The organism is Pedobacter alluvionis (genome assembly GCF_003664035.1).
Lineage (GTDB): Bacteria > Bacteroidota > Bacteroidia > Sphingobacteriales > Sphingobacteriaceae > Pedobacter > Pedobacter alluvionis.
Genome location: NZ_RCCK01000011.1, coordinates 1,150,451 through 1,172,248, shown reverse-complemented (window position 1 = coordinate 1,172,248; position 21,798 = coordinate 1,150,451). Strand labels below are relative to the sequence as shown.

General features: G+C 36.7%; 22 protein-coding genes. 6 read left to right on the top strand and 16 right to left on the bottom strand.

The window, feature by feature from the left end:
* Nucleotides 1-46: 46 nt before the first annotated feature.
* Nucleotides 47-817 (top strand): succinate dehydrogenase/fumarate reductase iron-sulfur subunit, encoded by a 771-nt coding sequence (locus BCL90_RS12955; RefSeq protein WP_121284372.1) that lies wholly within the window; start codon nt 47-49, stop codon nt 815-817.
* A 450-nt stretch (nt 818-1,267) separates the two neighbouring features.
* On the opposite strand, the gene BCL90_RS12950 is transcribed toward BCL90_RS12955, so the two are convergent.
* From BCL90_RS12950 to BCL90_RS12915, 8 genes are all read right to left on the bottom strand, one after another.
* Nucleotides 1,268-1,666 (bottom strand): energy transducer TonB, encoded by a 399-nt coding sequence (locus BCL90_RS12950; RefSeq protein WP_121284371.1) that lies wholly within the window; start codon nt 1,664-1,666, stop codon nt 1,268-1,270.
* Nucleotides 1,667-1,692: 26 nt separating this feature from the next.
* On the bottom strand, nt 1,693-2,325 hold the full coding sequence (locus tag BCL90_RS12945; RefSeq protein WP_121284370.1) for a TonB-dependent receptor plug domain-containing protein: 633 nt from the start codon (nt 2,323-2,325) through the stop codon (nt 1,693-1,695).
* A 12-nt stretch (nt 2,326-2,337) separates the two neighbouring features.
* The gene (locus tag BCL90_RS12940) at nt 2,338-4,329 is read right to left on the bottom strand and encodes a M56 family metallopeptidase (protein ID WP_121284369.1); all 1,992 of its coding nucleotides are present in this window, start codon (nt 4,327-4,329) and stop codon (nt 2,338-2,340) included.
* Nucleotides 4,326-4,703 carry a BlaI/MecI/CopY family transcriptional regulator gene (locus tag BCL90_RS12935; protein WP_121284368.1) on the bottom strand — a complete coding sequence of 126 codons (378 nt, stop codon included), beginning with the start codon at nt 4,701-4,703 and terminating at the stop codon, nt 4,326-4,328. Before BCL90_RS12935 ends, BCL90_RS12940 begins: the two co-directional genes overlap by 4 nt.
* 212 nt (nt 4,704-4,915) lie before the next feature.
* Nucleotides 4,916-5,557: a response regulator transcription factor gene (locus BCL90_RS12930; protein ID WP_121284367.1), complete on the bottom strand. Its 642-nt coding sequence runs from the start codon at nt 5,555-5,557 to the stop codon at nt 4,916-4,918.
* A 2-nt stretch (nt 5,558-5,559) separates the two neighbouring features.
* Complete coding sequence (locus tag BCL90_RS12925) at nt 5,560-6,351, bottom strand: sensor histidine kinase (RefSeq protein ID WP_121284366.1); 792 nt, start codon at nt 6,349-6,351, stop codon at nt 5,560-5,562.
* Nucleotides 6,318-6,965: a hypothetical protein gene (locus BCL90_RS12920; protein ID WP_121284365.1), complete on the bottom strand. Its 648-nt coding sequence runs from the start codon at nt 6,963-6,965 to the stop codon at nt 6,318-6,320. Before BCL90_RS12920 ends, BCL90_RS12925 begins: the two co-directional genes overlap by 34 nt.
* Nucleotides 6,966-6,968: 3 nt before the next feature.
* Nucleotides 6,969-7,358 (bottom strand): hypothetical protein, encoded by a 390-nt coding sequence (locus tag BCL90_RS12915; protein WP_121284364.1) that lies wholly within the window; start codon nt 7,356-7,358, stop codon nt 6,969-6,971.
* 295 nt (nt 7,359-7,653) lie between these two features.
* On the opposite strand from BCL90_RS12915, the gene BCL90_RS12910 reads away from it, so the two are divergent.
* Nucleotides 7,654-7,884, top strand: a complete 231-nt coding sequence (locus BCL90_RS12910; protein ID WP_121284363.1) for a response regulator transcription factor — start codon at nt 7,654-7,656, stop codon at nt 7,882-7,884.
* Nucleotides 7,885-8,020: 136 nt separating this feature from the next.
* Here BCL90_RS12910 and BCL90_RS12905 read toward each other — a convergent pair whose 3' ends face one another.
* The 3 genes from BCL90_RS12905 to BCL90_RS25720 are packed head-to-tail and all read right to left on the bottom strand — an operon-like array spanning nt 8,021 to nt 9,904.
* On the bottom strand, nt 8,021-8,818 hold the full coding sequence (locus tag BCL90_RS12905; protein WP_121284362.1) for an ABC transporter permease: 798 nt from the start codon (nt 8,816-8,818) through the stop codon (nt 8,021-8,023).
* A 1-nt stretch (nt 8,819) separates the two neighbouring features.
* Entirely contained in the window at nt 8,820-9,728 is a 909-nt protein-coding gene (locus BCL90_RS12900) for an ABC transporter ATP-binding protein (RefSeq protein WP_121284361.1), read from the bottom strand.
* Nucleotides 9,729-9,733: 5 nt separating this feature from the next.
* Nucleotides 9,734-9,904, bottom strand: a complete 171-nt coding sequence (locus tag BCL90_RS25720) for a hypothetical protein (protein WP_166792099.1) — start codon at nt 9,902-9,904, stop codon at nt 9,734-9,736.
* A gap of 449 nt (nt 9,905-10,353) precedes the next feature.
* Here BCL90_RS25720 and BCL90_RS12890 point away from each other — a divergent pair, with 449 nt between their 5' ends.
* Complete coding sequence (locus BCL90_RS12890) at nt 10,354-11,283, top strand: sensor histidine kinase (protein ID WP_244214194.1); 930 nt, start codon at nt 10,354-10,356, stop codon at nt 11,281-11,283.
* Nucleotides 11,284-11,336: 53 nt separating this feature from the next.
* Nucleotides 11,337-12,086 (top strand): LytR/AlgR family response regulator transcription factor, encoded by a 750-nt coding sequence (locus tag BCL90_RS12885; protein WP_055908986.1) that lies wholly within the window; start codon nt 11,337-11,339, stop codon nt 12,084-12,086.
* 244 nt (nt 12,087-12,330) lie between these two features.
* Here the strand turns inward: BCL90_RS12885 and BCL90_RS12880 are convergent, their stop codons facing one another.
* The 4 genes from BCL90_RS12880 to BCL90_RS12865 all read right to left on the bottom strand — a co-directional run bounded on the left by BCL90_RS12880 (nt 12,331) and on the right by BCL90_RS12865 (nt 17,660).
* Nucleotides 12,331-13,089 carry a lysophospholipid acyltransferase family protein gene (locus BCL90_RS12880; protein WP_121284358.1) on the bottom strand — a complete coding sequence of 253 codons (759 nt, stop codon included), beginning with the start codon at nt 13,087-13,089 and terminating at the stop codon, nt 12,331-12,333.
* Nucleotides 13,090-13,125: 36 nt separating this feature from the next.
* Nucleotides 13,126-13,587, bottom strand: a complete 462-nt coding sequence (gene tnpA / locus BCL90_RS12875; protein ID WP_121284357.1) for an IS200/IS605 family transposase — start codon at nt 13,585-13,587, stop codon at nt 13,126-13,128.
* 922 nt (nt 13,588-14,509) lie between these two features.
* Nucleotides 14,510-15,064 carry an NUDIX domain-containing protein gene (locus BCL90_RS12870; RefSeq protein ID WP_121284356.1) on the bottom strand — a complete coding sequence of 185 codons (555 nt, stop codon included), beginning with the start codon at nt 15,062-15,064 and terminating at the stop codon, nt 14,510-14,512.
* Between the two features lie 109 nt (nt 15,065-15,173).
* Nucleotides 15,174-17,660: a TonB-dependent receptor domain-containing protein gene (locus BCL90_RS12865; RefSeq protein WP_121284355.1), complete on the bottom strand. Its 2,487-nt coding sequence runs from the start codon at nt 17,658-17,660 to the stop codon at nt 15,174-15,176.
* A 218-nt stretch (nt 17,661-17,878) separates the two neighbouring features.
* Here BCL90_RS12865 and BCL90_RS12860 point away from each other — a divergent pair, with 218 nt between their 5' ends.
* The gene (locus BCL90_RS12860) at nt 17,879-18,808 is read left to right on the top strand and encodes an NAD(P)-dependent oxidoreductase (protein WP_121284354.1); all 930 of its coding nucleotides are present in this window, start codon (nt 17,879-17,881) and stop codon (nt 18,806-18,808) included.
* Nucleotides 18,809-19,140: 332 nt separating this feature from the next.
* A complete protein-coding gene (locus tag BCL90_RS12855) occupies nt 19,141-19,617 on the top strand; it encodes an OsmC family protein (protein WP_121284353.1) in 477 nt (158 codons plus the stop codon).
* Nucleotides 19,618-19,779: 162 nt separating this feature from the next.
* Here the strand turns inward: BCL90_RS12855 and BCL90_RS12850 are convergent, their stop codons facing one another.
* Nucleotides 19,780-21,660, bottom strand: coding sequence for a M1 family metallopeptidase (locus BCL90_RS12850; protein ID WP_121284352.1), 1,881 nt, complete (start codon nt 21,658-21,660; stop codon nt 19,780-19,782).
* Nucleotides 21,661-21,798: the final 138 nt, after the last annotated feature.

Sequence of the window (21,798 nt, the reverse complement as noted above, 5' to 3'; positions counted from 1 at the left end):
AATCTTGATACTTGGTTCTCTTACTTGATACTTAAATCTCAATATCATGAGTACAGGAAATATGAACTTAACGCTAAAAGTTTGGCGTCAAAAAAATAACAATACCAAAGGCGCTTTGGTAGATTATAAATTGGCCGATATTTCACCGGATATGTCTTTCTTAGAGATGTTCGATGTATTAAACGAACAATTAATTAACAAAGGTGAAGAACCAGTTGTATTTGACCATGATTGTCGCGAAGGAATCTGCGGAATGTGCTCGATGTTTATCAACGGGCGTCCACACGGACCAAAAGACCTGGTTACTACCTGTCAGTTGCACATGCGTTCTTTCAAAGATGGCGATACCATCGTTGTTGAGCCCTGGAGAGCAGCTGCTTTTCCGGTAATAAAAGACTTAACCGTAGATCGTTCTGCATTTGATAGAGTTATTGCTGCTGGTGGTTTTATTTCGGTAAATACAGGTAATGCGCAAGATGCCAATAACTTACCAATTCCTAAAATGCAGGCAGATGCAGCTTTCGAAGCGGCAGCTTGTATTGGTTGTGGTGCTTGTGTGGCAACTTGTAAAAATGCTTCAGCAATGTTATTCGTTTCTGCGAAAATCTCTCAGTTGGCGCTATTGCCACAAGGCCAGCCAGAGCGTTACCGCAGGGTGCAAAGCATGGTTGCACAGATGGATGCTGAAGGTTTTGGTAACTGTACCAATACTGGTGCTTGCGAGGCCGAATGCCCTAAAGGAATCTCTTTAGAAAACATCGCTCGTATGAACCGTGATTTTGCATCTGCAAAATTTATTTCAGAAGAAACCATTTAAAAAATATACTGTGTACCTGGTTTAAGTGCCGGGTTCTTAAGCCTCCACGTTTGTGGGGGCTTTTTAGTTTACCAATTCATGGCCGCTAGGTACTATCATGTTTCCTTACTTATCAGATTGAAATATGCGAATTAATATGTAATGGTTTATTCTCAAACTGGTGATTAAAACTGATGCATATTTAACATTTGCCAACTGTTGTGAAAACATACGAAACTTTAGGTCCGAAAATCGAAAGTTTATATAATCAGATTGACTCAAAATAAAAGTTTGCGAAAGTGGTAATAATCTTATGTTTGCATATTAAATTTTTGCGTATTTGGAAATTTTATTCTGTAATATTTGTATATACATTAAAATTTTTCTAAATTTAGTCTTCCGAGACAGGAGAGAAAACATAAAACCCCGGCAATTTTGCTGGGGTTTTGTGTGTTTAAGCCAATTGCCAATTTAATTCATACTAAAGTTAACATTGATATTGTATTTCACACGAACAGGTTTTCCATTTAACAACCCAGGATTCCATCTTGGCGATTTGTTCAATACTCTCAAGGCTTCTTCATCCGTTTCTTTTGTGAGGCCTTTGGTAATTTGAATATCTGTTAGCGCCCCATTTTTCTCTACTACAAAAGAAGCAAATACTTTTCCCTGAGTGCTGTTTTTCTTAGCTATTTCAGGGTACTTAATCTCACGACCTAAGAATTCATAAAATTTCTTAATGCCTCCAGGATAATCGGGTACCTTTTCCAGGGAGGTAAAATCATAAATTTTGTTTGAATTGTTTTGTGCTTTTGCTTGATTTAAGCACATAGCGATGCCCGTTAGGGCTAAAAAGATTAGCTTTCTCATTGTTTTTTTGTTAAAATGTTGATTATTTAGTTTTTCCTGGGAATTGCTTTTGATTTTTTGCTGGTAATAATCACCACTCCATTTTTGCCTTTATCGCCGTATAGTTTTTGCGAGTTTGCATCTTTGAGCACCTCTATTGATTCGATGGATTCGCTTTTTAAGTTAGGATCAGCAACTTCTTTCCCATCTACAATGTAAAGTGGTTTTGCTTTATCATCGAAATCTCTGTTTAGCAAGTATCGCCTTATTACAGGAGTTTCACTATTGGGTAAAGGACGTATGTTAAATCCTGATACTTTCCCTTTTAACTTGGGATCGCCAGTTTTTATCGGGGCGGCCTTAAGATCATAATTATTACTCAGAGAACCATTTTTGGTTTTAACTTCTATTACACCTGCAAAACCATCAGCACCATACCTTGCTGTTGCTAAACTATCTTTTAAGATGCTTACAGCTTCAATGTTATTGGGATCAACATCGTTAAGTGAAGATGTGCCTCTTATATATTGTTTGTTCCCATCAATTACAATTAAAGGTTCTGTACTTAATGTTGAGATTCCCCGGATTATAACTTTAGGCGTTCTGGTACTATCTGCCTTTTGGGCAAAGCCGGCTAAACTAAAGCCCATCAGCATGGTAAATATGATTACGTTTTTCATATTGAATTTTGGTTAGAATTTTCTTTTGAGTTCGAAAAAATCAGTGCTCTTATCTATCGAAAGCTCTTTTGAGTTAAGCGGCCTGAAAACATTGCTTTTTGCGCTTTTGCTGGTCACTAAAATTACACCACCCCTGGCTTTTGGCCCGTATAGATTCATTGCAGTTTGATCTTTTAATACTTCTATTGATTCGATATTATTTGGGTTTATCGTATTCAATTGACTGTTATCTGATAATTTAACGCCATCTACAATGATTAGCGCATCAAGAGTTGTACCCTCCTTTAATCTGATCCGGTCGCCGGGAATACTACTTGTTTTAGTCTCTTGTATAGGTATAGGGTCGTTGAGTTTAAAATTAACGTTTATATTATATTTAACTCTTACAGCTAAACCATTCTGGATGCCTGGGTTCCACTTTGGCGATTCTTTTATAACCCTCATTGCTTCTTCGTCGGTACCACTTCCTAAACCACGTGTAATTTGGACATCGGTTAACGAACCATCTTTTTCAACTACAAAACTGAGGAAGACTTTACCTTGCACATTATTCTCTTGTGCCATCTTTGGATATTTAATGCTGCCACCCAGGTATTTATAAAACCTGGTTATGCCGCCTGGAAATTCCGGCTGTTTATCAATCGAAACGAAATCATATACTTTATCTGCATTTTCAGATTTAATGACATTGGTTTCAGTAGCAGTAGTTTTAGGGAGATAAGATATGATATTAATCCTGTTCAGATTTACATATTCGCCGGCTTTGGGTAACAATTTATTCTTGAACACTTTTGAAGATTCTGGAATGCTAAAACTAACCGTTAAAGCATATTTACCATCAGCTACAGTTTTAAATCCTTTATAAGATAAAATTGCTTTCATCACTTCTTCATCACAGCCAGCGCCTAGTGCTACATTTGATGTAACATTGGTAACTCTACCACCTTTTAAATTAAACCTTATCTGGGCATTTCCCTGAATCTGATCGCTATTGGCTGCGGTTGGGTATTTGATGTGCCTGCCTAGAAACTGATAAAATCCTGTCCAGTTTGGATCTGTTTTGCCATCAACCGAAATTTTAGGTGCTATAATTATTTTCCCGGGGGCTGTAACCATGTTTTCAACCATCTCAATGGGTTTATCCATAGGGATTTGATCGGTAATGGACAACAATTTCTCATTTTTACGAACAGTAGCCGATGAAAATACAATGAGAAGGGCAAATAGTGGAATAAAGATTCCATACTTCATAATCGCTATCTTTTTAGATCGCTCCTTATGAAGCATGAAAATTCTTTTTTTGATCAATGATTTTTCTAAGAAGCCATTTGTTAAGGTATTTGGTGAAATACCAAATGACTTGCTCAATAAAAGCATGGCATATTCAGCTTTATCACCCTGAAATTCGGCGGCAAGTTCATCAGCTAAAAATTCGTGGATATTTTTAATGGCTTTCTTATAAAGATAAATCACCGGGTTTAGCCAGGTAATAATCCCTATAATTTCGAAAAATAAAACATCCAGGGTATGCCATTGTTTGATGTGTGCTTCTTCATGAATATCAATCACATCCATTTGTGGTAATTCCTGATCAATTACTTTTTTGCCAAAAAAAGAGAAAGCTGAGCCAGCCTTATGTATAGTAATGAGTTTTTTAACTGCTAATAAGTTAACTGCCAATCTACCTAAGAAGAACAAACTACCTGCGCAATAAATATAAACGAATGCATTTCCCCAGTTAAAACCGGTGTTATGTTCTGTTACAATTGTTGCTTGTGCTAATACAGCCTCCCAATTAACTGAAGTATAAACCTGTTGTGCCGCTTTCTGTTCCGTAAGCCATTCTAAACGTATAAATGGTATGCATAGTGACAAAGCGCCTGCAGATACTAAATAGATGCGGTTTAAAGTAAAGTAGGTCTCCTTATCTAACAGTAATTTGTAGAAACCGAAAAAAACAATTAAGTATAAGTTCACCTGTAATAGGTAGTGGGCAAAACTCATTTTGGCTTATGTTTAATTTTATTAATCATTTTTAAAATTTCATCAACATCACTTAAATCCAGTTTTTCTTCTTTAACGAAGAAAGAAAACATACTTTCTACCGAATTTTCAAAGTAATTGCCTAACAGCTTTTCTGTTGCATGGCGCTTGTACTCTTCTTTACTGATTAAAGGGTAATACTGATGGGCCTTACCAAAGGCTTCGTGACCAATAAAACCTTTGGTTTCTAAAATTCTAATAATGGTTGATACGGTATTATAAGCCGGTTTAGGAAGGGGTAGTTCATCAATAACCTCTTTAACGAATGCCTTTTCCAATTGCCATAAAACCTGCATAATCTGCTCTTCGGCTTTGGTTAAATCTTTAATTTCCATAATAGTTAATAATAATAATAAGGATGATGGCAAATGAATTGCCTTAACTAAAGTTAAAACTAATTAGTTAGTTATCCAAATTTTATTTAATAATTATTTTGAAAAGTAAGTTCGGTGCAAATTTCTTTTTACTTAGGGATTGTTCTTTGCAAATAAATTGTAGGGTTTTATATGTATATATCTGTAATACAGCACTTTGTTTGTGTTTGTGGCTAGATGTTAATCAGGTTGTTTTTGATGCCATATACCACTAATCCGGTACGCGACTTCATATTTAGTTTAGCAAAAAGAGATTCCCTATAGTTGTCAACGGTGCGCGGACTAACATTCATGAGGTCAGCAATTTCTTTATAGGTAAGCTCAGTGCTGCAATGTTGCAGAAACGTAAGTTCTCTGTCAGAAAATGTTGGTTTAACTCCATCGTCTTTTAAAGCCACCAAAAGCCTGCCTGATACGAGCTCATTTACATAGAATCCTTTATCTATAATTACTTTAATTGCCCTTAATAAATCAGTGGGTGTAGATTCTTTCAGCATATAACCTCCGGCACCAGCTTTGAGCATCCCAATTATTGCTTTTTCATCTTCGAGCATGCTTAGTGCAAGTACATGGACATTTGGATGGTTGGCTTTAACCCATTTGGTGGCGGCAAAACCATCCATTACAGGCATGTTAATATCCATTAAAATAAGCTGAACTTCAGCGTGCTGATTAATTTTAGTTTGAAGATCGATTCCGTTCATGGCTTCGAACATAACCTCTATTTCATCAAATTCTGCTAATAAAATAGCTAATCCGGAGCGGAAGAGGGTGTGGTCATCTACAATTGCAATAGAAATACTTTGGTTCTGCATAATTAAGGGTAGGGGATTTCAATTGAAATAGACGTGCCTTCGCCAGGCACCGAATTTAGTGCTAATTTTCCATTGATCATCTCAATTCTTTTATAAATTGAATTTAGCCCCATTCCCGATTTTTTGGCTTTAATCATATCTGGATCAAAGCCTATACCATCCTCACTCACCTTTAAATGTAAAGCACCATTATCGAGATAAGAATCGATTTGTATATATTTTGCCTGGGCATGCTTTATAATATTATTGATAATTTCCTGCAATAAACGAAGAATGATCAGATCCTTATCAGGAGATGTGATCTGAAGATCTACCAACTGGTTATTAACTTTTAGTTGATATGTTCCTGCTTTATTAAGCCAGTTAATTTCCTGATCTATCGCATGGCCAATGCCATTTTCTACCAGTTGCTCTCCATGTAAGAGCTTGGCCAGCTCTCTTAATTCTTTGATGGAGTTACTAACTAGTGTTAGTGAATTATCGATTTTATTTTTGGCCTTTTCCCCATCATTTAAATTTATAGAGTTTAAGGTGAGTGTGGTAAGACTGAGCAACTGGCCAACATTATCATGTAATTCTGTTGCTATACTTTGCATTGTTTGATCTTGTACTTCAATGCGGGTTTGAAGCATTTCGGACTCAAATTTTTGCTGCATATGCTGTTTTTCCAAAAAATGGTTCTTTTTATGCCGGTTATAAGATCTGATATATAAAATCAAAAATACCGGCATCATTAAGAATACCAATGTGGAAACAGCAACTAAGAGTGCAATTTTCGTTGTTTCATTCTGCATATAAACGAATATACCCAAAGGCTATATAAAATAAGGTTTAACAATACGTAAATACAATATCTTAATGTTGCAACACCTATAATTTTTATTGTGAATAAGCCGTCAAAAATATTCGACATGGTGCTTCCGAAATAATAAAACAGTACACCTGTTACCCACCAAAACTCAGGATGGGTTTTGATATTGATAAAGTTTTCATCTTTTAACAATAGGTAATAATAGTAGAGGCAATAAAGGGTAAAAAATACAGACATTACGCTAATGGTAAGCGTATTTGCATCGGTAAAAGAATGCGTAAAAAAAAAAATAAAATAGGTAAGATAAACCACGCCCGAACCTATAAAAAAAATAGATTTCGGGCTGGTGTATTCTTTTAAACAACAATAAAGGCCATATAAAATGGTACTGCTTTCGAATATTAAAAAAATATTGAAAAGCCATAAATTGTGTATGTGTTTCGAAGCAAGATAAATAGCATAAAGTTCTGTACCCAAAGCAATAGCAATGTAGCAGGTGATTACCTTCCAAAAAACCTTCCTGTCTTTCCAAACTAACAAGATTGCGCTGGTTAAACAGATAATCTCCGATATAACTATGGGTGATACATACCTCATTCTTTATAAACTTGTTCCTTCACACATGTCCGGGCATGCAGCACCCCTGTTTTCAATATTGCTCAAATCATCTTTATGGTATTCTTCACTGTTTCCAGTGCCATCTCCATTACCCACGCCTGGTGTAGTTGGTACCAACAATAAAGTATTTCTGCCTTCATAAGATTTAGGAACACCTTCGATTGCTCCTTCTAAATATTGTGCGAAATAGATTCTTAAGCCATCATATTTGCCTTCACTCATTGATTTTGCGATTTCTAAAATCTGCTCAGCGGGAAACCATACTGCCTTTGTGTAAGATTCTGTAGCGGTCATCCCGTCTTTGGCATAGGCAACAACCATAGCCTTTGCAACCTTCGGATCGATAGGTTCCATATTTAATTCTTTGTTCATAAAATTTGAAGAGTTTGTTTGTAAAAAGCCTAAAAATCGACAATAATAAACGATCTATCAAGAAGTATTTACAATTAAATACCGTAAAAACACCTTTCTATTTAGGGCGTTTTGCGCTAACATCAAATAGGCCTCTGACACTAATTTTGGTATACAATAACAACTGACTATTTTGTGATTGTAAAATAAATGCCGTCTATTTCATTAAAACAAACAATTTGAACTGATGTAAGAATAAGTCTGTTTTTTAATAAAACTTGATTATTAGAAAAATTAACCATTAAACTCTCTCAAAATGATAAATAATACCCTATTGCAGGAAAATCATAATTCGATTAGCGAAAGGGAAGTCGAAATTGTACACCTGTTATCAATGGGCTACAACAGTAAAGAAATTGGCTCAATGCTTTTTATTAGCGAGCATACGGTTAATACGCACAGAAGAAACATGGTAAGAAAGCTCGACCTTAAAAATTCTTATCAGTTAATTGTCTGGGCATTCAAAGAAAGAATATTATCTCTATAAGAGTTAAAGATACGTATAACCTCTCATTCTAAACAGCAAAGCCTGCTATTTGATACTAAAGTCAAATTAGCAGGCTTTTGATTGTAGGTATGTTTATTCGGATATACTTTGAATTCTGTTGATGATTTAAGCGGGATTACTTTATGCTCTTTTTGGTTACGATAAAATAGCCAACGATGAAAAGAACCGCCGCATAAATTAAACTTGTCCATATTTCTTGCGTAAAAACAGGGAAAGCTAATGGATCAGCACCTTTTTTTACTTTCGTTATTCTTAAAGCCAGTGTTGGTAGCGAATAGGGGATAAGGTAGGCATATTTCCAGCCTACATTTGCAGTAATAATTCCCATAATGGTGCCAACAAAACCAATGCCCATTGGTTTAAGGAAATCGCTCCATAACAAACTTAATATAAACTGTAGCGATAAAATCCCTAGAGAAGCTAAGAATAATTTAGCGTAGGAGTTAATCAGAATATTTGATGGGTTGTATTGATTAAAATTAAATTTAGGGATTAATACCTGTAATAAGTGGCCAAATGTGTAGGTAAGTGTAGCAAATAAGAATAAGCAGATAAATATTAACAATACTGCATACAGGTATTTTGCCGCATAAATCGAAAATTTATTTAAGGGTTGGGCAAATAACATTTTCCAGGTATCGTTTTTATGTTCAATATTATTGACTGAAAAGGCCATGAATATGACATAAAAGGGCATGATCAAAAATCCCATTACGCCAAGTGCTGCACCGCTATAATGTGCCCATAAGAGCATTGGAGGATAATGGTTGGCGATGATTTTTTCAGCATCGTAATAAAAGCCAAAGCTGATTAAGCCGCAAATAATAATAGGTAATAATATGGCTGCCCAGAAAGCTAAAGTTTTTCGGGATTTGTAAAATTCTGATACTAAAGAAATATAAAGAGCGTGCATGTTAGTTTGTTTTAGTAATATCCAGGAATAAATTTTCCAGATCTTTTCGTTGCTGATAAAGACTGCTCACCATAAAACCATTTTGGATCAGTAATGTGTTTAGTTCTCCACTTTTTTGTGATGAGGCATACGGCAGGGTGATCATCTTATCTGTTTTTGCCACAATTTCATAACCCGAATTTGTTAAAAAGGTGCTTGCACTTTCGATATTATCGACCTCGATTTGGAGCATCGGTTTGCTGAGTAGATGAAGTTCGTTAATCGTGCCCTGAAATAATAATTGACCTTTGTTTATAATGCCAACATGGGTTGCTATTCTTTCTATTTCGGCCAATAAATGGCTTGAAACGAGTATTGTTTTTTGGTGTTTTGTAGCTAAATCGATCATCAGGTTCCGAACCTCAATAATGCCATTTGGATCTAAACCATTGGTAGGTTCATCCAATAGAAGTAATTCAGGATCTGAAATTAGTGCCTGCGCAATGCCTAGCCGCTGTTTCATGCCCAACGAATATTTGCTGGCTTTTTTATTTGCGGCTTCTGCCAAGCCCACTAGCGATAGCATTTCATCAGCTTTTGCTTTTTTAATGCCTAACAGGATACAACGGTTAACCAGGTTTTCTTTTCCTGTTAAATGACCATAAATGGCTGGTTGTTCAACCAAAGCACCTATGCGTTTAAGAATCGCGATGCGATTACTGTTTATTTCCTTACCAAATATAAATACCTGATCGGATGGCGACTTCAGCAGGTTCAACAGGATTTTTATGGTGGTTGTTTTGCCAGCCCCGTTCGGGCCTAAAAAGCCATATATGCTCCCTTTTGGTACTTGTAACGACAAATCTTTTACTATAGCCTGGTTGCCAAAGTTAAAGTTCAGACCTACGGTTTCGATAGCGTAATCACTCATTATTTCTATTTGAAAATAGCAGTTGCCTGTTTCACAATAGAACCAGATGTTTTTGTTGTTTTTACAGCTATTTCAGCATCATTCTGATTGGTGTTAACGGTAAGCGTTAAAATAATCATCATAAATACAGGTAATAATAAAAGTAAAAATGGCGATGTGTTTGCTAGCTTTTTCATGATTGATAGTTTTATTTGAGAGGTTGCGAAAAGACCATTAGTAATTACTGTTTGATTTTTGAAGTTGATTGCTGATGATGTTTCCATTTTGTTTTCGTTTTGATGATTCAAAGAAACTCAAGAAAAACAACCTGCTAAAATCTATTATACCAAGTGTTCAAGATTCTAGATCAACGGACATTTTTGGCGTTTGTCGATAAAAATTGCCTATTGGGCCGTTCGTAGAAAAAAAATGCCCGTTGGTAGATTGTGTAAGTAAATCGATAAAACTTTATTTATTTTGTGGCTTGAATGATATGCTGTTTGTTAATGTATATTGGCATTCATTACAATTTAATAGATATCGAATGAAACAAAGTAGGGGACCTTTAATATTACATGCTATTTTTTGGGGATTTATATGCCTTCTAATTATAGTTATATCTATGATGGGGAGTGAAAAGCATACCATGAAAGACTACTTTCTGTCGTATTTTGTTTTTGGCATCGTTAATGTTTCTGTATTTTATATCAATTATATTTTTCTGATCCCATCACTGATCAAAAAGAGAAAAAAGTACTGGTTATATGTCCTGTCATTTGTTCTTTTAATTGTTGTCGCAACATTTGTTAAAACTGTTATCGCTGTTTTAAATCCCGAAGAGATGCTTCGTTATACCTTCGATGGCAAAAGCCATAATATGTCTGTTAATAATTTTGCTATCAACACGGTTTTTATAATTGGTTTTTTCCTGGTTTCGAGCTGTATAATTAAATTCACTATTGATTGGTTTGCAAGCGAAAGAATTCAGCGCAACTTAGAAAGTGAACGCCGCGAGATGGAGCTTCAGTTTTTAAAGTCGCAGTTAAACCCACATTTTCTTTTCAACTCGCTTAATAATATCTATTCGCTTGCCTATCAAAAATCGGATAAAACAGCCGATGCGATTATGAAGCTTTCTGAAATTATGCGTTACATGATCTATGAAAGCAATACACCAACCGTAGCGTTAAGCAAGGAGGTCGATTATTTAACAAGTTATATTGAACTGCAAAAAATAAGGTTTAAAGATGGTGCCTATATTGAGCTTACCTTAAACGGCGAAATTGATAATCAAAAAATCGTTCCTTTAATGTTGATTTCGTTTGTGGAAAATGCATTTAAACATGGTGTGGTAACCGATCCGGCTGAACCTGTAAAAATCAATATTATTGCCAATCAGAAAATTTTGCATTTTAGTGTATTGAACAAAAAGAACCAGCAGAATAAAGATGCACAGGGTGGAGTTGGTTTAACGAATGTAGAACGACGATTACAATTGGTTTATCCTGATAGATATAAATTAAATGTTGTAAATTCGGCTACCCATTATACCTGCGAACTGATGATTGACATATAATCCGGTAACTAACCTTACCCGGATTAAATCATTAATTAAAATAATAACCTAAAATGAACCTAAACTGTATTGTTGTTGATGATGAGCCACTAGCGCTTGATATTTTACAGGATTATATTTCGAAAGTACCTTTTTTAACCATGGTTAAAAGGTGTGAAAACCCTATTGAAGCCTTGCAGATTGTCCAGGGAGGAGGGATTGATCTGGTATTTTTAGATATTCAGATGCCTGAGTTAACCGGAATCCAGTTTTTAAAAATTGCCGGTAATAAATGCCACTATATATTAACTACTGCTTACCCACAGTATGCTTTAGAAAGTTACGACCTGAATGTTTCGGATTACCTGTTAAAGCCAATTGCATTCGACCGTTTTTATAAAGCGGTAGAAAAAGTTCACAATCAGGTAAAACCGGTTGAAACTCCTGCCAGTGTGGCCCAGCCGATTGTTACGCCAGCACCATTTTCTGGCTCGCCAAATCCAGTTCAGGATTATATTTTTGTGAAAACGGAACATAAGATTCAAAAAATCTATCTGCACGATATTTTATTCATAGAAGGTTTAAAAGATTACATTTCAATTTTTACAAAGGATGAACGTGTAATCACCCTGCAGAGCATGAAAAAAATGGAGGAAGCTTTGCCTCAAAGCCAGTTTATCCGGGTGCATAAATCTTATATCGTGGCGGTTGATAAGATTGAAAGTATCGAACGTAGCCGCATTACCATCAACCAAAAAATTATTCCGGTTGGAGATACTTACCGTGATGAATTTTTCAGGGTGATTGGAAATAAGAATATTTAGAGTGATTGGCGTTAGGCGTTTAGCGCTTAACCGGTTTAACCAATTAACCATTTTGTTGCCACAGATTCACAGAAATAAGAAATACCTAACCAAAAAATCGTCATTTCGAGCGGAGTGCAACGCAGTCGAGATCTGTTTAGATAGATCTCTCCATTTCGCTGCGCTACTGTCGAGATGACGACCATTCTATGGAAATCTGTCTATGGTTGTCGGAATCGAAGGATTCTTAATGAGATTAATAAAATTATAAAGTAGCAGGCTGTGCCATCGGCTGACCCAAAACTTTCCTGATTTCGTTTTCTACTTCTAAGGTAATATCGTTTGCTGTTTTTATTCCAGGCTCTATCGGCTTTAAAACGGTCCATTTTAAGGCATTTCCTGTGGTTAGGGGAAACATACCAAAGCGGACAATTTTCCATGAGTTTTCTATGGACACCGGAACGATCAAAGCATTAGGAACTACTTTTAATATGGTAGCAATACCTCCAAATTGAAAGGTTTTCAATTGACCATCTTTCGCCCGGGTTCCCTCTGGGAAAATAACAGTACTCCAGTTATTTTCTTTCATTCTTCGGCCAAGTTTTATGATTTCAGAGATGGCCTGCTTATTGTCTTTCCGGTTGATGTTTGCCCCACCGCCTAAGCGCAGGTTAATGGATATGGATGGAATACCTTTGGTAAGCTCGATTTTAGAGATAAATTTTGCACTGTGTTTCCTTAAGAACCAAATTAACGAAGGTATATCGTACATACTTTGGTGGTTTGCGGCAAAAATAATCGGCCTATCTGTTGGTAGCTTATATTCGTTTTTAAAACTGATTGAATTAAAAAGGAAAATCTGGCAGTAGGTTAGAAAAAAATTAAGGATATCTACAGAGACCTTGTGCGCTTTATATCCAAAAAGCTTAAAACAAAGCCATTGTATAGGATGGAAGATGCAAAGTGTTAATCCAAAGAAAATATAAAAAATAGGGCTTAAAATATATCCGAAAAGCTTGCTCATCTGGTTAATTGAATAGGTGGCAAAGATAATAATAAATTATTCTGGTTCTTTGAATATGTATCTTTCTTCGTATTCGATCTCAAACGTTTTTAAGAAATGGGTGTACTCCTGTAAAAAGCTCTCCTTTTTATGGTGCTGTTCCTGGTTTTGAATGTATTGGATGACCTGTTGAATATGGCTTTTCGAATATGAAAATGCAGCATAACCTTCTTGCCAGGCAAATTTTGTTTTACAAAATCGCTGGTCATTAATCCATTTAGAACTTTCTGTTCTTACATTCTGGATCAGGCTAGAAATAGACTGATGTGGCCGCATGCCAATAAAAATATGAATGTGATCGGGCATACAGTTAATCTGTATCATTTTATGGTTATTGGCCTGAAATATTCCTGTGAGATATTTTAATAGCCTTTCTTTCCACTCCGGACGAATTAATGAAGCACGAAATTTAACAGCAAAAACAAACTGAATATGTAATTGGGTATAGGTATTCGGCATAGCGTTCTAAATTTAAATCATAATCAAACGTTCCTACGGAACGAAAATTGCGGTCTGCAATTTCTACCGAGGAAATGTCCATACTGGACATTAATAATTTTTAGGATGATTTAATATTTATGAATTGCACCAGCAATTTAAAACAAATGGCTTTATAGAACAAGTGCTTACGCAATATTTTTTGGTAATAACCCCAGTTCGATTATTAATATCCTTTAAAGGCATACTGCAGACATTTTTCGTTCATAGCCGTCACCCTGAATTTAATTCAGGGTCTATTTATCAATAAAGATGCTGAAATAAATTCAGCATGACGATCGCGCTTAGTTTCACGGGCTTAAAATTAGTTAGTATGAATAAATATTAATCGAACTGAGGTTAATAGGTAAATTACAACAACCCACTGTTAAAAGAACTAATAAGCCAGATATTTATCTGGGATACCAATAATTTTTGGAATGATTTAACATTTAGGGATTTCACCAACAATTTAAAACAAATGGCTCTATAGAACAAGTGCTAATGCAATACTTTTAGGTATTGGGCAATTTTTTAACAACCCACTGTTAAAAGAACTAATAAGCCGATATTTCTCTGGGACATCAATAATTTTTGGAATGATTTAAGATTTAGGGATTGCACCAACAATTTAAAACAAATGGCTCTATAGAACAAGTGCTAATGCAATATTTTTAGGTATTGGGCAATTTTTTAACAGCCCACTGTTAAAAGAACTAATAAGCCGATATTTCTCTGGGACATCAATAATTTTTAGGATAATTAATATTCAGGGGTTGTTCAGTAGATTAATATAAATAATTTAACATCTAATCATGCAATGTCCCATCGGGACATATGCCCGGTAGAAAAAATATATAATGTTTTTTATGTTCCGTTAGGAACATTTGGTGTTTTCCCCTGGTTACAATTCACCATTTAACATCATCAGTTTAGCTTTTAAGATTGCAGCAACGCTCATCGAGTCGGTAATCTGTCCATTCAAAACCATTTGATAGGCCTCATCAAATGGTAATTTTTTTACCGCGAGTTGTTCCGTTTCTTCTGGCATCGCGATACCTTGAATTAAACCCGTGGCAACATAGATTATGCTCAATTCATCACTCACAGAGTTGGATAAGTGCATTCTTTGTATTTCTTTCCAGTTTCTGGCACTCATTCCCGTTTCTTCCAGTAATTCCCTTCTTGCACTTTCTAATGGCGCTTCATGGAATGGCCCACCGCCTTCAGGAATTTCCCAGCTGTAGGCATTTAGTGCATACCTGTACTGACCAACCAGCCAGGTGTTGTAGGTTTCATCCAAAGGAAGAATTCCGATAGCCAGATTCTTAAAATGGACTGTGCCGTAAATCCCTTGCCCGCCAGATGGATTAATAACCTGGTGTTCGGTTAAACGAATCCAGTTGTTGTCGTATTTTAGCTCGCTTTCCAGCGTTTTCCAGGGGTTAATCTCTTCCATGGTCGCAAGATAGCAACTTGTTATAGTTTTAAGAGGAAAGGACTTGTATTGAAAAAAATTAGGACAAAAAAAGAGTGCTTAGATTTTTTCTAAGCACCCTTGGTTAAAATTAGAACGATCCTTCATCAGGGCGGTTGTCCTGCTCTTCTTTTTTCTTTTTGTTTGTACCGGTAAATGTAGTTTTTCCAAAACGGTAAGAGAAAGTTAAATTCCCCATTGTTCCCTGAAACTGGCGTTCAAAATCAACGATTGTAGCTCTGTCTTCGGTGGTCATGCTCCATCTTCTGGTATTAAATACATCTCTGACATTGAAACTCAAAGATGCTTTTTTGTTCGGGAAATCGTATTTGGCCCCACCGTCAATTCCATACATCGCATTACGTTTTCCCTGCGCCATCACTTCTGGCGCCCTATAGTCACCGCGTACCTGTAGTGATAGACTTTTAACTACTGTTAAATTTCCGGTCAGGTTGGCGTTCCAGCTAAAGCCACTACTTGATGGAATGTCAAATCGTGCATCACCAGCAAACTTGGCCTGGTACAAGTTTACGTTTGTGGTAAAGTTTAAAGCTTTAATAAGGTCAAAACGGCCAATTAATTCCAAACCGCTATTAATCTGGTTTGTTAAATTTTGAGGGGTTGAGGTAATAATTCCATTAACTGGTGTACTTCTTACGCGTTGGATCACATCATTGGTCTGACGGAAATACAAGCTTGAAGTTAAGGTTACTTTTTTCCAGTATTTACTATAACCTAATTCAAAAGAGTGTACATCTTCCGGTAATAAATTAGGATTACCGCCTCTGTAGTTTAATGGATCAGAAACATCTAAAAATGGATTGGTATCCCAAGGCCGTGGACGGTTTACACGACGGGTATAACTCAGTTGAAGCTGGTTATCGCCCGTCAGTTTCTGTGTTAAGAACACACTTGGGTATATCCTTTTGTAATGGATGTTTCCTTCCGCAGTGGTTAATACATTGTTCGTGTAGCCTTCTAAATGCGTATCTAAACGCGCATCTTCTCCCCTTAAACCTATTTGATAACCAAAATCTTTAATCTGGTTCTGGTAATTGAAATACAGTGCATGCACCTGATCTTTGCTATCAAAACCATTAATCAACTTATTGTTGCTGATGTAGATGCTGCTATTTGTTAAGATTGAATCTGCATATTGATCATTCTCGCCTAAGCGGATCTGGCTGCGGTAACCCACTTCAATTTTACCCGCTTTACCTACTGGTAATGCATAATCCGTTTGAATATTGTAATTGGTGTTGTTCCCGGTATTAAATACACGTTGTAAACTTAAGGTCTCATCAATAGGTACACCATTGCGGTTAGTGGTGTTTGTGCTATAATACTGATTACTATTATTGGTGCCATAAGAATAACCAAAATTAAAACTTAGTTCTTCCTTCGGTTTCTTAAACTTTTGTACATAATCTAAATTTGCATCATAACTTGTTCCAAAACCGTCGGTGCTATTGGTTCTGTTGCTTAATAGAACTGGCGACTGGTTTTTATCTAATTGTCTAATGTCGAGCTGCTCATTACGCTCATTATCCCTGGAGTTAAAACCACCAGATAAGCTGATTACACTTTTAGGTGTTAAATAATAATCGATACCCGCTTTGGCATTATGTCCTTTATCCAATGATTTGGAAACTGTATTTTGACTGGCAAATCTTGTTCTCAATGAATCTGATTTATAGGTAATGTCCTGAAAACCACCTCCAACACGATTACCGTAACGATAGCCGTAGTTTCCATAAATATTAACCTTACTGTTCTGAAAACTTAAGTTGGTATTGGCATTATAGTTATCGCGGTTACCTGCTGTTAAAGCAACTGAGCCATTAAACCCAAGTTTTGTATTTTTCTTAAGTACAATGTTAATGATCCCTGATTGGCCTTCAGCATCGTATTTTGCCGATGGATTGGTAATAACCTCCACACTTTCGATGGAGCTGGCCGGGATTGACTGCAGAATCTGCGCCACGTTGCCGCCGGCAATTAAAGATGGCTTTCCATCAATTAATACTTTAACACCCGAAGAGCCACGTAAACTCACATTGCCATCCATATCAGTAGAAACAGAAGGAACATTCTGCAATAAATCGCCGGCAGAACCGCCCTCGCTGATCACACTCTGATCTACTGCGAAAATCTTTTTATCGATCCCCATTTGCATGCCCTGTTTCTGGCCGGTCACGGTAATTTCACTTAATACATTACCCTTTGCCGCATTCATTTTAATGTCGCCAAAATTTAAGGTACCAGTACTGGCAGTTATCGTTACATTATCCCTAACCATGGTTTGGTAACCAACAAAGCTGATTTTAAAGGTAAAAGTCCCGGTAGGGATTTCAGTCATTACAAATGCACCATTCACATCTGTTTGAACTATTTTGGCGTTTTTTGCTGTGGCTTTATCAATTAAGATTGCTGTGGCAAAAGGAATGGTTTCTTGTGTTTTGGCATCTTTAAGTACTCCGGTAATTTTTGCCTTTCCGCTTGTTTGCGCGAAAAGACTAAATGAAAGGGTGAGCAGTAATAGGGTAATCTGTATTGTTCTTGATTGTAAAATTCTCATTAAAAATAAAATTTCGTGTGTTTTTATAAAGGGAGACAAAGTAACGGCAAGTAAGTTTAATAAATGGGCCGTAACTATTTTATTACAGCCATTTTATAGTAATATTTTTGTGGGTTAATTTACAGTTGGTAGTTCGTAATTAGCAGTTTTCAGTTTTGCCTAAAACAATGATGGAATATTACAATTGGTGAATGTGCAAAATGTTACTTTTGTTCATTATGAATAAAATATTAATTGTTGATGATTTGCACCCTGTATTTAAAGAGCAGGCCATTGCCATGGGCTACCAGGTTGATGATGAACCTCAGATTACGCGTCAACAAACTTTAGATAAAATAAAAGATTATACAGGTATTGCAGTAAGGACTAAATTTAGGATAGATGCCGAAATTTTTGCTGCTGCGCCGAATTTAAAGTTTGTAGCCAGGGCAGGAGCAGGTTTGGATAATATTGATGATAAAATAGCCTTTGAAAGAAATATTGAACTGATTAATGCACCCGAAGGCAACTGTGATGCCGTTGGAGAACATGCTACTGGCTTGCTTTTATCTTTGATGAATAACTTCCGCAGGGCGGATATGGAGATTAGGAACGGTGTTTGGGATCGGGAAGGAAACCGCGGTTACGAACTGAAAGGCAAAAAAGTCGGGATTATAGGTTATGGCTTTATGGGGCAGCATTTTGCGAAAAAACTGGCAGGTTTTGAGGTTGATGTAATGGCTTACGATAAATATAAAACAGGTTTTAGCGATGCTTTTGCCCGTGAGGTGAGTATGGAAGAAATTGTAAAACACAGCGATGTGCTTAGTTTGCATATTCCACTAACTGCCGAAACCAAACAGATGGTTGATGATGAATATTTCTTCCACTTCAAGAAGCCTATTTTTTTTATTAATACCGCCAGGGGTGAAATTGTGAACACGCCAGCGGTACTTAACGCGATAAAAACAGGAAAGATATTAGGGGCAGGGCTAGATGTTTTACAGACAGAAAAATTCCCTGCTTTGGGTGAACAGCCCTGGTATAATGAATTAAAGAATAACGAAAAAGTGATTTTAACTCCACATGTGGGGGGCTGGACGTTTGATTCTTACCGTAAAATTTCGGAAGTTTTAGCTGAGAAATTAAAGGGGCTTAGTTTTAGCTAATCAACACCTAGCAGGTTTTTAAAACCTGCTAGGTCTATTCTGCAGACTTCGAAAATCTTTGTTAACTAAACCTGATAGAGCGGAAAGCCCACAGCGCAGCGAGGACTTGGAGAGATAGCAGGGCTTTCAGAACCGAAGCGCAACCGAACCCTGCTTTTCAAATATTCACCACCTAAGCCATCTTAGTACATCTAAATGATGAGTGTTTACTGTTTTGTTTGTATAAGTCCTATGAAGTTTCGAAAACCTCATAGGTCTGGAAGTAAGTGCAAAAAACAGGAAATCTCCATTTTATTTTCTTAAATTGGCTATATAATCTAACCAATTTTATCATGCCGAAAGATCATTTATATTCTACCACAGTTACCTGGACGGGCAATAAAGGCTCGGGCACAATGGATTACCGTTCGTACGATCGCGATTATGTAATTTCAGTAAAAGGCAAAGCCGATATTTCCGGCTCATCAGATTCTGCCTTTTTGGGCGATAAATCTAAATACAATCCTGAAGACCTCTTATTGGCATCAATTTCCAGTTGCCACATGCTCTGGTACCTGCATTTATGCTCTAAGAACGAAATCGTAGTCATTGATTATAAAGATGAAGCAGTAGGTACAATGGAAGAATTGGCTGATGGAAGCGGAAGATTTAAAGAAGTTACGCTTCACCCGCAGGTTTTAATAGCCGATAAGGCACATTACGAACTTGCAGCGTCGCTACATCATGAAGCCAATAAAATGTGTTTTATTGCCAATTCATTGAATTTTCCGGTTAAACACGAGCCTGTTTGTAAAGCGGAGAACGGTTAACAATCTTCAGTTACGGTTCATATTTATCGTCCTCGTTTGTAACGAGGATGAAAGAGAAAGGCGATTTTATCGCCACAAATTGTGCTTTAAGCTGCATTTTTTAATTCACAATTTTCAGTTGGCTGTTGATATAACTGCCAACTGAAAATTGCAAACTGTTAATTATTTTGCTTCCCAAGCATTGTCTTTCGGTGTAGCATCTACATAAATGCCGTTATCCAAACTGATTGACTTTATTTTTTTAGTGGTGTTAACAGTGATATTAACTTCTTTCTGGTTTGCTTTCCAAACCGCTGGCGTTTGATGTATGGTGTCAACTTTACCATCAGCATAAGTGACTACCACATCAAAAGGGATTGCAAAACCACCGACATTTTTAACAGCTACTGTCGATTTTCCTTTAGCAGGCATTACTTTGGCAATCGCTAAATCAAGATAATTGTTGGTAAAGAACCAGTTTTGGAAAAACCAGTTTAAATCCTGCCCGGAACCTGCATTCATCGAATTAAAATAATCCCATGGAATTGGGTGCTTTCCATTCCAGTTGCTCATATAAGTATGTAATGCTTTTTTGAATAAGTCGTTCCCTAACATATCTTTAAGTGCCAAATATGATAAAGACGCTTTTCCGTAAGAGTTATTTCCATAACCAGCTCCCGAAACCTGGTCTGACATTGAAATTACCGGTTGGTCTTCTTCTGTAGATTTATCGTTAATGTAGTTATCTACCCTAAATTTCTTGTAAAAATCATCAGCAGCTTGCTTGCCATGCTCGGCAATACCAATTAAATATTCGAAGGTAGTGGCCCAGCCTTCATCCATATAGGCGTAACGGGTTTCGTTAATACCCATATAGAAGGGAAAGTAAGTATGTGCCACTTCGTGGTCTTGAACCAACTGGGCAAAAACAGGATCGCCAAATTGAGAATCGTTTACCATCATTGGGTATTCCATATCGGCAAAACCCTGAAAAGCAATCGTTTTTACATAAGGGTAGGGGATGCCCGGCCAATTATTTGAGAACCAGTCTAAAGCATTCAAATTGTATTTAACCGAGTTAACAAAGTCTTTACCGGTGGTAGGATTATATGCTGCCTGAGCGCTCGATCTGCGGTTAGTTTTTTTATCTACAATTACACTCGCGCCATCCCAAACATAGTGGTTGCTTAAGGCAAAAGTAACATCGGTAATGTGGTTAACCGCAAATTTCCAGGTATTCCAGTCTTTTTGCTGTGTTACTTTACCATCTTTCATTTCCTGTTCGGTAGCAATATGGATGACCTCATCGCCGTTATACGATTTCTTTAAACGCGCAGAAATTTCGGGTTGTAACACCTCATCCGGGTTAAGGAAATCGCCTGTGGCATATACGACATAGTTTTTAGGTGCTTTGATCGAGAATTCGTAATCGTTAAAATCGTTGTAAAACTCGGCTCTATCGGTGTGAGGAATGCGGTCCCAACCATTATAATCATCATATACCGATATGCGCGGATAGCTATAAGCTACAAAAAACGAGTTGGGATCAATCTGCCCCTCGCGGCCACTTTCTTTTGATAACGGGTAATCCCACTCTATTTTAACTGTAATTTTCGATTTTGGCAATAAAGGTTTCCTTAGCGGTACATTACCAACTGTTCCCCAGCTTTTGCTATCCACTTTATAGGTTTCGCCATTTATCGAAAAAGCGATAATATTTAGACCCGAACTCAAAAAGTCTTCATTTACAGCGCCACTTCTTGGCGAAGTTGGTTTATGCAGGTTGTTCACAAAGCGGATGGCCAGGTTTTTTAAGGTATCGGAGCTGTTGTTGCTATATAAAATTTCTTCTTTACCGCTAACCACTTTGGTTTCAGCATCTACCTTAATATCCATGTTGTATTTACCATGGTTCTGCCAGTAATTTTGACCAGGTTTTCCATTCATTGAGCGTGTGCCTTTGGCGTATGCCGCTTTGATATTCCGGGGCATATAGAGCTCCTGGGCCGAAGCCATATACCCGCCCAGACTGAGGAGCAGAGCGATAGAAAATAACTTTTTCATTTTTTAAGAATAATTTAAGCTAAATTAAAACTAATGATTGGATTTTAAATGGGTTTATAATTAATGTTACGTTTTTAGTGGTTAAGTCTTAAGGGTAGGTACTGATTCGTATCTGTTCTCAACTGTCCTATTTTGGGT

Coding starts and splice junctions, on each gene's coding strand:
- BCL90_RS12955 (WP_121284372.1), top strand. CDS start 47: ATGAGTACAGGAAATATGAACTTAACGCTAAAAGTTTGGCGTCAAAAA.
- BCL90_RS12950 (WP_121284371.1), bottom strand. CDS start 1,666: ATGAGAAAGCTAATCTTTTTAGCCCTAACGGGCATCGCTATGTGCTTA.
- BCL90_RS12945 (WP_121284370.1), bottom strand. CDS start 2,325: ATGAAAAACGTAATCATATTTACCATGCTGATGGGCTTTAGTTTAGCC.
- BCL90_RS12940 (WP_121284369.1), bottom strand. CDS start 4,329: ATGAGTTTTGCCCACTACCTATTACAGGTGAACTTATACTTAATTGTT.
- BCL90_RS12935 (WP_121284368.1), bottom strand. CDS start 4,703: ATGGAAATTAAAGATTTAACCAAAGCCGAAGAGCAGATTATGCAGGTT.
- BCL90_RS12930 (WP_121284367.1), bottom strand. CDS start 5,557: ATGCAGAACCAAAGTATTTCTATTGCAATTGTAGATGACCACACCCTC.
- BCL90_RS12925 (WP_121284366.1), bottom strand. CDS start 6,351: ATGCAGAATGAAACAACGAAAATTGCACTCTTAGTTGCTGTTTCCACA.
- BCL90_RS12920 (WP_121284365.1), bottom strand. CDS start 6,965: ATGAGGTATGTATCACCCATAGTTATATCGGAGATTATCTGTTTAACC.
- BCL90_RS12915 (WP_121284364.1), bottom strand. CDS start 7,358: ATGAACAAAGAATTAAATATGGAACCTATCGATCCGAAGGTTGCAAAG.
- BCL90_RS12910 (WP_121284363.1), top strand. CDS start 7,654: ATGATAAATAATACCCTATTGCAGGAAAATCATAATTCGATTAGCGAA.
- BCL90_RS12905 (WP_121284362.1), bottom strand. CDS start 8,818: ATGCACGCTCTTTATATTTCTTTAGTATCAGAATTTTACAAATCCCGA.
- BCL90_RS12900 (WP_121284361.1), bottom strand. CDS start 9,728: ATGAGTGATTACGCTATCGAAACCGTAGGTCTGAACTTTAACTTTGGC.
- BCL90_RS25720 (WP_166792099.1), bottom strand. CDS start 9,904: ATGAAAAAGCTAGCAAACACATCGCCATTTTTACTTTTATTATTACCT.
- BCL90_RS12890 (WP_244214194.1), top strand. CDS start 10,354: ATGAAAGACTACTTTCTGTCGTATTTTGTTTTTGGCATCGTTAATGTT.
- BCL90_RS12885 (WP_055908986.1), top strand. CDS start 11,337: ATGAACCTAAACTGTATTGTTGTTGATGATGAGCCACTAGCGCTTGAT.
- BCL90_RS12880 (WP_121284358.1), bottom strand. CDS start 13,089: ATGAGCAAGCTTTTCGGATATATTTTAAGCCCTATTTTTTATATTTTC.
- tnpA (WP_121284357.1), bottom strand. CDS start 13,587: ATGCCGAATACCTATACCCAATTACATATTCAGTTTGTTTTTGCTGTT.
- BCL90_RS12870 (WP_121284356.1), bottom strand. CDS start 15,064: ATGGAAGAGATTAACCCCTGGAAAACGCTGGAAAGCGAGCTAAAATAC.
- BCL90_RS12865 (WP_121284355.1), bottom strand. CDS start 17,660: ATGAGAATTTTACAATCAAGAACAATACAGATTACCCTATTACTGCTC.
- BCL90_RS12860 (WP_121284354.1), top strand. CDS start 17,879: ATGAATAAAATATTAATTGTTGATGATTTGCACCCTGTATTTAAAGAG.
- BCL90_RS12855 (WP_121284353.1), top strand. CDS start 19,141: ATGCCGAAAGATCATTTATATTCTACCACAGTTACCTGGACGGGCAAT.
- BCL90_RS12850 (WP_121284352.1), bottom strand. CDS start 21,660: ATGAAAAAGTTATTTTCTATCGCTCTGCTCCTCAGTCTGGGCGGGTAT.